Source organism: Caldicellulosiruptor bescii DSM 6725 (assembly GCF_000022325.1).
GTDB lineage: Bacteria > Bacillota > Thermoanaerobacteria > Caldicellulosiruptorales > Caldicellulosiruptoraceae > Caldicellulosiruptor > Caldicellulosiruptor bescii.
Map to the genome: position 1 here is coordinate 1 of NC_012034.1, position 12,346 is coordinate 12,346.

9 protein-coding genes and 2 pseudogenes are annotated in these 12,346 nt (G+C 36.1%); all 11 read left to right on the plus strand.

The window, feature by feature from the left end:
* The first annotated feature begins 44 nt into the window (after positions 1-44).
* On the plus strand, positions 45-1,409 hold the full coding sequence (dnaA, locus tag ATHE_RS00005) for a chromosomal replication initiator protein DnaA (RefSeq protein WP_012660677.1): 1,365 nt from the start codon (positions 45-47) through the stop codon (positions 1,407-1,409).
* Between the two features lie 219 nt (positions 1,410-1,628).
* Positions 1,629-2,735 (plus strand): DNA polymerase III subunit beta, encoded by a 1,107-nt coding sequence (gene dnaN, locus ATHE_RS00010; RefSeq protein WP_012660679.1) that lies wholly within the window; start codon positions 1,629-1,631, stop codon positions 2,733-2,735.
* A gap of 25 nt (positions 2,736-2,760) precedes the next feature.
* Complete coding sequence (gene recF, locus ATHE_RS00015; RefSeq protein ID WP_012660680.1) at positions 2,761-3,822, plus strand: DNA replication/repair protein RecF; 1,062 nt, start codon at positions 2,761-2,763, stop codon at positions 3,820-3,822.
* A gap of 31 nt (positions 3,823-3,853) precedes the next feature.
* Entirely contained in the window at positions 3,854-4,138 is a 285-nt protein-coding gene (locus ATHE_RS00020) for an extracellular matrix/biofilm biosynthesis regulator RemA family protein (RefSeq protein WP_012660681.1), read from the plus strand.
* A gap of 41 nt (positions 4,139-4,179) precedes the next feature.
* Entirely contained in the window at positions 4,180-6,087 is a 1,908-nt protein-coding gene (gene gyrB / locus ATHE_RS00025; RefSeq protein ID WP_041727272.1) for a DNA topoisomerase (ATP-hydrolyzing) subunit B, read from the plus strand.
* A gap of 17 nt (positions 6,088-6,104) precedes the next feature.
* Entirely contained in the window at positions 6,105-6,230 is a 126-nt protein-coding gene (locus tag ATHE_RS14540) for a DUF2281 domain-containing protein (RefSeq protein WP_012660683.1), read from the plus strand.
* Between the two features lie 238 nt (positions 6,231-6,468).
* On the plus strand, positions 6,469-8,898 hold the full coding sequence (gene gyrA / locus ATHE_RS00030; RefSeq protein ID WP_012660684.1) for a DNA gyrase subunit A: 2,430 nt from the start codon (positions 6,469-6,471) through the stop codon (positions 8,896-8,898).
* A 288-nt stretch (positions 8,899-9,186) separates the two neighbouring features.
* Positions 9,187-11,097 carry a beta-propeller domain-containing protein gene (locus ATHE_RS00035; RefSeq protein WP_012660685.1) on the plus strand — a complete coding sequence of 637 codons (1,911 nt, stop codon included), beginning with the start codon at positions 9,187-9,189 and terminating at the stop codon, positions 11,095-11,097.
* Positions 11,098-11,349: 252 nt separating this feature from the next.
* A pseudogene (locus ATHE_RS15295) lies at positions 11,350-11,472 on the plus strand (hypothetical protein); the annotation flags it as partial.
* A gap of 14 nt (positions 11,473-11,486) precedes the next feature.
* Positions 11,487-11,690: a hypothetical protein gene (locus ATHE_RS15300; protein WP_408605153.1), complete on the plus strand. Its 204-nt coding sequence runs from the start codon at positions 11,487-11,489 to the stop codon at positions 11,688-11,690.
* 181 nt (positions 11,691-11,871) lie between these two features.
* A pseudogene (locus ATHE_RS15305) lies at positions 11,872-11,934 on the plus strand (hypothetical protein); the annotation flags it as partial.
* Positions 11,935-12,346 lie beyond the last annotated feature (412 nt).

The following is a 12,346-nucleotide window of genomic DNA, read 5'->3' on the forward strand; positions in this document are numbered from 1 at the left end:
AAAAAGTGAGAATTTCAAACTACATAAAAAGGGTGGATATTCACATGGTAGAATATGACGTGAACGAAGTGTGGGAAAAGATAAAGGAGGCTGTGAAAAAAGAAATAAATCCAAGTCCGACAGATATATCATATAACACATGGTTTGAATCGCTTGTACCTCTTTGTTTTGACGACAATGATACATTGATTTTAAAAGCATTTGCTGATTTTCACAGGGATATAGTAATAAACAGGTATTCACTTGTCATTTTAAATGCTATAAGGCAGCTATTTTCACCGCATCTCAGCATAAAAGTAATTCTTCCTGATGAGGTTGAAAAGTACAAAAGGTTTCTAAAACCAAAGCAAGACGAAAAACCAGAGATAGTAACACAGCTAAATCCCAAATATACTTTTGAAACCTTTGTTGTTGGGAACAACAACAGACTTGCACATGCCGCAGCACTGGCCGTGGCAGAAACACCACCGGGTGAGAGAACCTATAACCCACTTTTTATTTATGGCGGTGTCGGGCTTGGAAAGACTCATCTTATGCATGCAATAGGTCATCACGTTTTAAAGCTTTATCCTGGCACAAAGGTTATGTATGTTACATCAGAGATATTCACAAACGAGCTTATAGCCGCAATAAGAGATGAAAAGACAGACGAGTTTAGGCTCAAGTACAGAAACGTCGATGTTCTTTTAATTGACGACATTCAGTTTTTAGGCGGAAAGGAAAGAACACAAGAAGAGTTTTTCCACACCTTCAACACTTTGTATGAGGCAAACAAGAAGATAATACTTTCATCAGACAGGCCACCAAAAGAAATAAACACCTTAGAAGACAGGCTCCGCTCTCGTTTTGAATGGGGACTTATAACAGACATTCAGCCGCCAGACTTTGAGACGCGAATAGCAATTTTGAGCAAAAAATGCCAGCTTGAAGGAACACCTGTGCCACAGCATATTTTAGAGTTTATAGCATCAAAGATTGAAACAAACATAAGAGAACTCGAAGGTGCTCTCAATAAAATTCTTGCATATTCAAAGCTAATGGCTCCTGATAAAGAAATAACATTAGATCTTGCTGAAAAGGCTTTGAAAGAGTTTATCGACACAAACACAAAAAAAGAGCTCACAATAGAGGATATCCAGGCAGAAGTTGCAAGCTATTTTGGTATTCGGCTTGAAGATTTTAAATCATCAAGAAGGTCAAGAAACGTAGCATTCCCGCGACAGATAGCTATGTATTTAGCAAGGGAACTTACAAATGTATCGCTTCCTAAAATAGGCGAGGCGTTTGGCGGAAAGGACCACACTACAGTACTTCATGCCTGTGAAAAAATCAAGGAACTTATCAACACAGATTCAAACACAAAAAATACTGTTGAAACAATCAAAAAAAGACTTATCCACAGAGAATAATAACATGTGGATAACTTTGTGTGAATTTCAATTTTCACATGTGAATTTAGTTGAAAACTTTAAAATTTATCAACAGGAATATATACATCCAAAACCTCAAATTTCACAAGCTTTTGACACTGTTATTAACTTATCCACAGCTATTACTGTGAATACTACTGAGAGTTTTATTTGGTAGTATGTATCTGAAACTCCCACATGAAAAAAGGAGGGAAAAAAATGAGGTTTATTGTGGATAAAGAAGTTTTACAAGATAATATTTCCAAGGTAATACCTGCTGCAGCATCAACAAAGGTAACATCAATTTTAGAGTGTGTATTAATCGAAGCGGAAGATAGAATAATATTTACCACAAACGATATGAAAATGCAGATGCAAACAGAATTTGAAGCAGAGATTTTAGAAAGAGGATCAGCACTTTTAAAAGCAAAACTTCTTTCTGACATAGTCAAAAAACTGCCAAGCGGTGACGTGGAAGTTATAAGGGAAGAAAACGAGGTAAAAATCAGAAGCCAGAAGATAGAGTTTAGGCTTCCTACTCTTGAACCGCTTGATTTTCCAAAGATGGACAGAAAACCTTCTGAGAGTTTTTGCGAGTTTGTTGCAAGCGAGTTTGTTGATGCTGTTGACAAGGTAATATTCGCAACCTCAAAAGATGAGACAAGACCAACATTTACAGGCGTGCTCTTTGAAAAAGAAGATGATGATTTTGTCAATCTTGTTGGGATGGACGGGCACAGACTTGCAATATGCAAAATAAAACCAGTTGCGGTTGAAGGAAGTTTTTCGAAGATTGTGCCTGCTGAAAACTTGGATGATATCACAAAGATAGTGGACATTGAAGAGCCAGAAAAGGTAAGAGTATCATTTTTTGAAAACCAGGCAACATTTGAGATAGGTTCAACAACGGTGATACTTACACTTATTTCCGGAAAGTTTTTCGATTACAAAAGTGCAATCCCAACAGAGTATTCAACCAAAATTTCAATTTCATCTGATGTTTTAGAAAGCACACTTGAAAGAGCTTCAATAGTGTCAAAAGATGAAAAAACCAACATCCAAGCTGTCATATTTGAGACAAACGGTATGATGTTCACAGTAAAATCTGTGTCTGCTGATGGAAGGTATGAAGAAGATGTGCTTTGTTCAGTCGAAGGTAAAGACATCAGAGTTGGATTTAATGTCAAGTATTTCTTAGACGTTTTGAAAGAGCTTGATGGTGAAATAAACCTGTTTATAACATCGCAGACAAGCCCTTCAATTGTGCAAAAGCCAGACGACCCTAACTACATCTACCTTGTTCTTCCTATAAAGATGCCAGAGTAAAGCATTTTTTAGAGGTTGTAAGAGTATGAAGATAAAAAGCATTTACGTTGAAAATTTCAGGGGTTACAAACAAAGGTTTTTTGAGTTCAAAGATAAAATGAATTTAATTGTCGGTAATAATGCCTCAGGAAAGACTTCTCTTCTTGAGGCTCTATATTTTTGTATGTGTGGAAAATCTTTTAAAAGTCGAGATATAGATGCAATAAACTTTGATTCTTTCTATTTCAAGCTTGAGATGTTGGCCGAGGTTGGAGACACTGAATATAATGTTTTCTGTTATGTAGATAAAGCCTTAGATAAGAGAATAATGATAAATGATAAGAAAATAAAGAAATTGTCTGAGCTGATAAGTACATTTAAATTTGTCTTTTTTGAGCCAGATGCAACAGAACTTATAAAACATCAGCCAAAACTGAGGCGCAGATTTTTAGATATGGAAGTTACAAAGCTTTACCCTTACATGACAAAAGTTTATTCAGAGTACCACAGAGCACTTCTTTCACGAAACGCGTTTTTGAAAAGTTATGATAAAAAGGATATAATAGATGTGTACGATATGCAAATAAGTCAGCTTGGATTTTTAATTTTTCAAAAACGACAGGAGGTTATAAATAAACTATCCATTGAAGCGCAAAAGATATTTAGTTTAGTGTTTGAAAACAAATCAATGCTTGAACTTAAATATATGCCATCAATTGCTGCTTCAACCGAGAAAGAATATTACAAAGAGATAAAAAAGAATATTGAGAAAGATTTGAGTCTTGGATATACAACAAAAGGTGTTCACAGAGATGACTTTGAGATTTTGATAGATAAAAAACCGGCAATAAATTTTGCATCTGAAGGACAGATAAAACTTGCGGCAGTCTCAGTTGTGCTTGCAACTTCTCTTCTTTATTCGGAGCCTGTGCTAATTTTAGACGATGTGTTTTCTGAGCTTGATAGTTTTAAAAGAAAAAATCTTGTGAAATTTATAAGCCAATACCAGTCGTTTGTGACATCTGCAGAAGATTTAAGTGTTCTTGAAAGAGAAGAAATACTGGAGTTTGGCAGTGCAAACTTGATTTTTCTTGAAAGAAGTATGTAAAAAAATTTTTTTTTAAGGATGTGTAAAGAGGATGTTTGCTCACATTGGTGAGGATTATGTAATCAACAGCGCAGAACTTCTTGTGATACTGAGCTGGGATTCTTTTGTGCGTTCAGAGGATAATCTTAAAATATTAGAAAACCTGAAGGCTCAAGATAGGATTGTTGTTATAAATGATGATATAAAAAAGTCTATCATAATCCTTGAGGTTGATGGAAGAATGTACGGAATAATATCTCCTGTGTCGCCGGGGACAATCGCAAAAAGGCTTTTGAACTTCAACCTCTATTTTGAAAACTATTTAGACCAAGAATGATTTTAAAAATTATTAGTTTGGAAGGTGAGAACAAATTGGATATGATAAATACAAATTCTCAGCAATATTCAGCAAGCGAGATACAGGTTTTAGAGGGACTTGAGGCTGTAAGAAAACGTCCTGGAATGTATATAGGTTCAACTTCCCAGAGAGGTCTTCACCATTTGGTGTATGAGATTGTTGACAATGCAATTGACGAGGCAATGGCAGGGTTTTGTAAAAACATTGAAGTTGTGATTCACAAGGACAACTCTGTTACTGTAATTGACGATGGAAGAGGAATTCCGGTTGATATTCACCCAAAGCTTCAAAAAAGCGGTGTTGAGGTTGTATTTACTGTTCTTCACGCAGGTGGAAAGTTCAATGAAAGAGTTTACAAGGTATCCGGAGGTCTTCACGGTGTTGGCGCATCTGTTGTGAATGCTCTATCTCGGTACTTGGAAGTTGAAGTTTACAGAGACGGCAAGGTATACTATCAAAGGTATGAAAGAGGAAAACCAACCTGTGAGTTAAAAGTAATTGGTACTACCGACAGGACAGGTACAAAAGTTACATTTTTGCCTGACGATGAGATTTTTGAGACCATAGAGTTTGACGGCGATGTGATACTGCAGCGTCTTCGTGAACTTGCGTTTTTGAACAAGGGGATAAGGATAGTCTTTGTTGATGAGAGAGAAAAAAATGTAAAACCCGTTGAGCTAAAATACGATGGTGGTATTGCAGAGTTTGTAAAGTTTTTGAACAGAAACAAGGAAGTTTTGCACCAAGAGCCTATATACATTGAAGGCGAGAAAAACGACATCCTCATTGAGGTTGCAGTGCAGTACACAGAAGATTTTGGTGAGAACATCTATTCATTTGCGAACAACATAGCAACCATAGACGGTGGCACTCACCTTATAGGCTTTAAAACTGCTGTTACAAAAGCTGTAAATGAATATGCAAAAAAGTATAACTTCATAAAAGGTGATACACAACTTCTTGGTGAGGACATAAGAGACGGTATGACAGCAATTGTGTCTGTTAAGATTCACGAGCCGCAGTTTGAAGGACAGACAAAGACAAAGCTTGGGAATAGCGAAGCACGCTGGGCTGTTGAAAATCTTGTTTCTGAAAGATTGGCAGCTTTTTTAGAAGAAAACCCTGATGTGTCAAAAAAGATTATCGACAAGGCCATTTTGGCGGCAAAAGCTCGCGAAGAGGCAAAAAAGGCAAGAGAGCTTGTAATAAAGAGAAAGTCTGCCTTAGATAGTTCAAACTTGCCTGGTAAGCTTGCAGACTGTTCAGAAAAAGACCCTGCAAAGTGCGAAATATTCATAGTTGAGGGTGATTCTGCAGGCGGTTCTGCAAAACAAGGGCGTGACAGGCGCTATCAGGCAATCTTGCCTCTTTGGGGTAAGATGCTCAACGTCGAAAAGGCAAGCCAGGACAAGATTTATTCAAACGACAAGCTTCTTCCTTTAATTCAGGCACTTGGCGTTGGAATTGGAAATGACATAGATTTAAAGAAACTAAGATACCACAAAGTCATAATAATGGCAGATGCTGACGTTGACGGGTCTCACATAAGAACTCTTCTTCTTACATTCTTTTACAGATACATGAGACCTTTAATAGAAAACGGCCACATTTACATTGCACAGCCACCGCTTTACAAGATAACAAAAGGCAAGCAGGTAAGATATGCTTATAACGATAAAGAACTTCAAAAGATATTACAGGAGATGAAAGATGCTCAGGTTCAGCGTTTTAAAGGACTTGGTGAAATGAATGCACAAGAGCTTTGGGAGACCACCATGGACCCTGCACGAAGAATTCTTCTTAGAGTTGAGCTTGAAGATGCTGTGATGGCAGAGGAGATCTTCACAATTCTGATGGGCGACAAGGTAGAGCCAAGAAGGGAGTTTATTGAAAAGAATGCTAAGTATGTAAGGAATTTGGATATATAGAAAAGAGGTGTTTCAAAGTGGAAGTTGCGAAAAAAATTTATGAAGAAGTTATAAAACTGCCTGAAGAGACTCAGAGAGAAGTTTTGGATTTTATTGAATTTAAAAAAAATGAAATGGAAAAAAAATATAGAAGAAATAATTGATAAAGTTATTGAAGAAAATTACGAGATATTAAAGGAGTTAGTCGATAAATGATAATGTTGAGTATTGAGGATGTATTGTTGATTGCTAAAAAATTAATAGAAAGATTTTGAGTGGCTATGGCTTTCCCAAATACCGCCTGCTGGGGATGGGGAAGCCTTGATTTGGCGGACTACAAATACCCCAGCCGTCAAACTTGTGCTAATGTGCACAGTTTGATTGACCAGGAAAAATTAAAGCATGGAAGAGCTCGATTTTAGGATAATTCCTGTTGAGATACAGGAAGAGATGAAACGAAGTTATATAGACTATGCAATGAGCGTAATTGTATCTCGTGCCCTGCCAGATGTGAGAGATGGCTTAAAGCCTGTTCACAGAAGAATACTTTATGCAATGAACGAGATAGGTCTTACACCTGACAAGCCTTACAGAAAATCTGCAACAGTTGTCGGGCATGTTCTTGCCAAATACCATCCGCACGGCGATGCTGCTGTGTACGAAAGCCTTGTTCGAATGGCACAGGACTTTTCCATGCGCCATCCTCTTGTTGACGGGCATGGAAACTTTGGGTCGGTTGACGGCGACCCGCCTGCTGCTATGCGTTACACTGAAGCGCGAATGAGCAAAATTGCTCTTGAGATGCTTCGCGACATTGAAAAAGAGACAGTTGATTTCATGCCCAACTTTGATGAATCGGCAAAAGAACCAAAGGTTTTGCCATCAAGGTTTCCTAATCTTTTGGTAAATGGCAGCCAGGGAATTGCGGTTGGTATGGCAACAAACATACCGCCTCACAACCTTGCAGAAGTGATTGACGCAATTGTGTATCTCCTTGACAATGAAAATGCAAGTTTAGATGATATAATGAAAATAATCAAAGGGCCTGATTTTCCAACAGGCGGGTATATCATCGGCAAAAAGGGTATAAGGGATGCTTATGCAACCGGAAAAGGAAAAATTATCGTACGGGCGAAAGCAACAATTGAGCAGACCTCCAAGGGAAGACAGAGATTAGTTGTTACAGAACTTCCCTATATGGTCAATAAGGCAAGGCTTATTGAAAAGATTGCCGAGCTTGTTCACGAGAAAAGGATAGATGGAATTTCTGATATAAGAGATGAGTCTGACAAAGAAGGTCTTAGGATTGTAATTGAAATAAAAAAAGATGCGGATGCAAATGTAGTTTTAAAACAGCTTTACAAGAACACCCAGCTTCAGGACAGCTTTGGCATAATCATGCTTGCGCTTGTTGACAACCAGCCAAAAGTTCTCACTCTTATGGATATGCTAAATCTTTACATTGAACATCAAAAAGAGGTAATTGTTAGAAGAACAAAGTATGACCTCAAAAAAGCAGAAGAAAGAGCTCACATTTTAGAAGGGCTCAAGAAAGCTCTTGACCACATAGATGAGATAATCTCAATCATTAGGTCATCCAGAACAGTAAATGAGGCAAAAGAAAGGCTCATTAGCAGATTTCAGTTTACAGAGGTCCAAGCTCAAGCAATTCTTGACATGAGACTTCAGCGCTTAACTGGCCTTGAGCGGCAAAAGATTGAAGAAGAGCTTGCAGAGCTAATCCGTATGATAGAATATTACAAAAACGTGCTTGCAAGTGATGCGATGGTAAAGGAAATTATAAAAAAAGAGATTTTGGAGATAAAAGAAAAGTACAAGGATGAGAGAAGGACAAAGATAATCCAAGATGAACATGAAGACTTTGAGGAAGAAGAGCTGATTCAAGAGCAGGAAACTGTAATCACACTTACCCATTTTGGGTATATAAAACGGCTTCCTCTTGACACGTACAAGAGCCAAAAACGAGGTGGTAGAGGCATCACAGGAATATCAACAAGAGAAGAGGATTTTGTTGAAGATGTCTTTGTCACAACAACACACCACTATATACTCTTTTTCACAGACAAAGGAAGGGTATTTCGCTTGAGAGCATATGAAGTGCCCGAAGGTTCGCGCCAGGCAAAAGGCACTGCGATTGTCAACCTCATTCAGATTGGCAAGGACGAAAAGATTACTGCTACTATGGCTGTAAAAGACTTTAAAGAAGGCTATCTTATGATGTGTACCAAAAACGGTACAATAAAGAAGGTGCTTTTGAGCGAGTTTGAAAACACAGGCAAGTCAGGTAAAAAAGCAATAACCCTTGCAGATGATGATAGCCTTGTTGATGTAAAACTCACATCTGGAAACGATGAGATTGTGCTTGTATCGAGCAATGGATACTGTGTTGTGTTCAACGAAAACGATGTAAGAAGTATGGGAAGGTCTGCACAGGGTGTAAAAGGTATGACGCTGGAAGATGGCGATTTTATTGTTGGAATGGAAAAAGCAAGCGATGGAAAGTATCTTCTTTGCGTCACAGAAAACGGGTTTGGTAAAAGAAGCGAGATTGAAGAGTATAGAAAAACAAAGCGCGGTGCAAAAGGTGTACTTACTTACAAGGTAACAGAAAAGACAGGTAGAATTGTTGATATAAAGATGGTAAATGATGAGGATGAGATAATGCTTTGCTCAACAGAAGGGATTTTTATAAGGCTTGAGGTTTCTCAAATTCCAGTTCAGGGAAGAAATACACAGGGTGTTAAACTTATGCGAATTGATGGAGATAATATAAAAGTTTCATCAATTGCAAGGATAAGGGTTGATGAGTAGAAAAATTGAATAATATGCAACGTATAAAGCCACAGATAGCTCCAAGTAAAAATTATCTGTGGCTTTTTTAAATTCAATAATTTAAGTTTATTAATTTTGGTATTTTCAACTTAAGCATAAATTATTTTGCTATGGGTAACTTTTTTGTCAATAAAAAAGGCAAAATATTTCAACAAACCTTTTTTATTTTCTGATATAATATTTGTAGTTATGTAATTGAATTGTAATAATAACAATTTAGCATTTTATGCGTTTTAAAATTAAAAAAGTTTAAAGGAAGTGCTGTGGATGATGAAAAAACGTTTTTTAGGAATGATGGTAGCTTTATTTATAATATTATCTTCTGGTATCAATTTTGTCATGTCAGACCAGTCGAAACCAAAAAGCTTTCTACAAAAAGTAGGAACTTTTAGCAACTTTAAAAAACTTGTTGATGAAGCTCTGAAAAAAAATCCATACATGGGATCAGGGGAAAATATAATGTATGAATCAGCACCAGATTTTGTTATAAAGGGTGAAAATAAAGAGGGTTCTGAGTCTTTTTATTCACAGACAAATGTGCAGGTTATGGGCGTTGATGAAGCTGATATTGCAAAGACAGACGGGCAGTATATATACATTGCAAAACCATATCCAAAGATAAAAGATAATGGAATTGTAATTGTTAAAGCTTATCCACCTGAGGAAATGAAAGTTTTATCTAAAATTAAATTGAGCGATGAGTTCTATCCAGAAGAATTTTATGTTGATGGCAGGTATCTTGTTGTTATTTGTGAAAAAGAAAAGATTGTAGATAGGGAACCTGTTATTCAAAAAAATAATTTTCCTGATATCGATACAAAGAAAATAAAAGTTTATGTGCCATATCAGTTATTGATAGAGACGTATTGTATTGTTTATGACATTTCTGACAAATCAAATCCTAAGGAAATAAGAAGGGTTTCAATTTCGGGAAGATATCTGACATCAAGGAAAATAGGAACAAGTCTTTACATTGTGATAGAAAAGCAATTCCCATATAGAATTTACGCTAATAAATCCTACTCTGAGCAAGATTTCAAACCATACTTTTCAGATAGTATTACAGGTAGTTCAAAAAAGATATATATAAACTTTGACAGAATAAAGTATATTCCAGATTTTATAAACTGTAGCATTACTGTTATTGGAAGTTTCGATATTGAGTCAAAAGATAAAATTTGTGTTGAGTGTGTGCTTGGTGGAGGGAATATAGTTTACTGTTCGCAAGAAAATCTTTATTTGTGCTCTGAAGTAATAAAAAAAGTTTACTGGCCTGAAAAATGGGAAGATAATACAAGACCATGGTATAGTTATGTAAGAAAAACAATGATTAGCAGATTTGAACTTTCAAAAGGGAAAATTAATCTTGAGGCAGCAAGTGTTGTCAGTGGAAAAGTGTTGAATCAATTTTCAATGGATGAACAAGATGGTTATTTCAGAATTGCAACAACTGGTGAAAGGCTTTATTTTCCAGAAAAAAATTACGATTATTTTAATGCTGTGTATGTTCTTGATAAAAACTTGAGAGTAGTTGGGAAGATAGATAATATTGCAAAAGGAGAAAGAATATATTCAGCAAGATTTATTGGAAAAAGACTATATCTTGTTACCTTCAAAGAGCTTGACCCATTTTTTGTAATTGACCTTGAAGACCCTCATAATCCAAAAGTGCTTGGGTATCTTAAAATTCCAGGATACTCAACATATCTTCATCCATATGATGAAAATCACATAATAGGATTTGGCAGGGATGCAGAGGATTTAAATGAAGAATATGCAATTCCTTTAGGACTGAAAATTGCAATGTTCAATGTTGAGGATGTAAAAAATCCAAAGGAGCTGTTCAAAATCATAATTGGGGGCAAGGGTACTTATTCTGAACTTCTTAATAATCACAAAGCGCTTTTGTTTGATAAAAGTAAAAACATTTTTGCATTCCCTGTAGAGGTTTACGACAAAAAAGGGCATAACTTCACAGGTGCTTTTGTATATAGCATAGATTTGAAAGAAGGTTTTGTTTTGAGGGGCAAGATTTTGCATGAAATTGGTGATGGATATTGTGAGGAGATAGACAGGCTTTTGTATATTGGTGATGTGCTCTACTCAGTTTCAAACTCAATGATAAAAGCAAGCTCTCTTGAAAGCTTCAAGGAGATAGCAAGGTTGAGGTTGGATTGAAAGAGTAGATGATAAAAAACAAGAGACCCCCTTGGGTATTCCTGCAAAGGGATGAAATTCGAAGTTGCAAGGAGGTAGAGGAATAATGAAAGTTAAGAAAAAGAAGATAGGTAGTGTTATTATGATTTTTGCAATATTGTTGAGCGTTATTGTTCCAGTTTTAACGGCTACATATCAAAGTAAAAGTTATTTAGAAACTACATAATTAAGTAAATTAGAGAATAACATAATTCAAATTGCTGCTGTAGTTTTCATTCCTTAGCCCTAAAGAGAGATGGCACAGTTTGGGCTTGGGAAAGTAATAAAGATGGTCAGCTGGGGAATAGAGGTGCTGGTGTGAATATTCCATTGTTCCTGTTCAAGTTAAAGGGTTAAAAGATATTGGGACAATTGCGGCAGGGGACAGTTATACCTTAGGGCTAAAAAAAGATGGAACAGTTTGGTGTTGGGGATTAAATGAAAGTATTCAATTCATAAATGGCAGTAATAGAGATTTTTCTGTTCCTTTCCAAATCAGAGGTTTAAAAGATGTGGTTGCAATTGGCGCTGGCAAAGATTATTCTTTAGCGCTGAAGGAAGATAGTACCGTTTGAGTGTGGGAATGTAAATATAATTATTACGAACAATTGAGGAGAGGTACCGATGAATACTCCCCTGTTCCAGTCTAAGTCGAAGGATTAAAAAATGTGGTAGCAATTGCACCTGGTGAATGGCATTCCTTAGCACTAAAAAAAAGACGGCACAGTATGGGCTTGGGGAACAAATGGCAGAGGTCAATTGGGGAATGGTGGTGTTGGTGTCTATTCACCTATTCCTGTCCCAGTCGTTATTAAATAGTGTGAAATGATGTGATAATCATTGAATTAAAACCTTAGTATAATTGTATGATTAGCAAAATGGGGTAATATAATTTGTAGTTTATAATAAAGATTTTGCAATAAAATACAATAGAATCCTGGATAAAAACGAAATTTTAAAATTTTGTTTGCAATATATAGGTAAAACTCAATAGAACAAAAGCTATATATTGTAAAAAAGGGGTTATCCAATTATTTTTTTGGAACAGCCCTTAATTTTTTGTAATACTTTCTTCTTCGTATTTTTAAGGCAACAAAATATAAAATTATTGAATAAAAGATATAACCATTGAAAGAAAAAATAGTTAATACGAAAAATTAAAAAATATCCTTTCTCATTTTGCAACGGATACAGAATTGACGGGAGAGAAATATTTAGCCAAAGGGATATG

Bases quoted from the DNA above. Each gene is read 5' to 3' on its own strand.
- dnaN (WP_012660679.1), top strand. From the start codon at position 1,629: ATGAGGTTTATTGTGGATAAAGAAGTTTTACAAGATAATATTTCCAAG.
- gyrB (WP_041727272.1), top strand. From the start codon at position 4,180: ATGATAAATACAAATTCTCAGCAATATTCAGCAAGCGAGATACAGGTT.
- gyrA (WP_012660684.1), top strand. From the start codon at position 6,469: ATGGAAGAGCTCGATTTTAGGATAATTCCTGTTGAGATACAGGAAGAG.
- dnaA (WP_012660677.1), top strand. From the start codon at position 45: ATGGTAGAATATGACGTGAACGAAGTGTGGGAAAAGATAAAGGAGGCT.
- recF (WP_012660680.1), top strand. From the start codon at position 2,761: ATGAAGATAAAAAGCATTTACGTTGAAAATTTCAGGGGTTACAAACAA.
- ATHE_RS00020 (WP_012660681.1), top strand. From the start codon at position 3,854: ATGTTTGCTCACATTGGTGAGGATTATGTAATCAACAGCGCAGAACTT.
- ATHE_RS00035 (WP_012660685.1), top strand. From the start codon at position 9,187: ATGATGAAAAAACGTTTTTTAGGAATGATGGTAGCTTTATTTATAATA.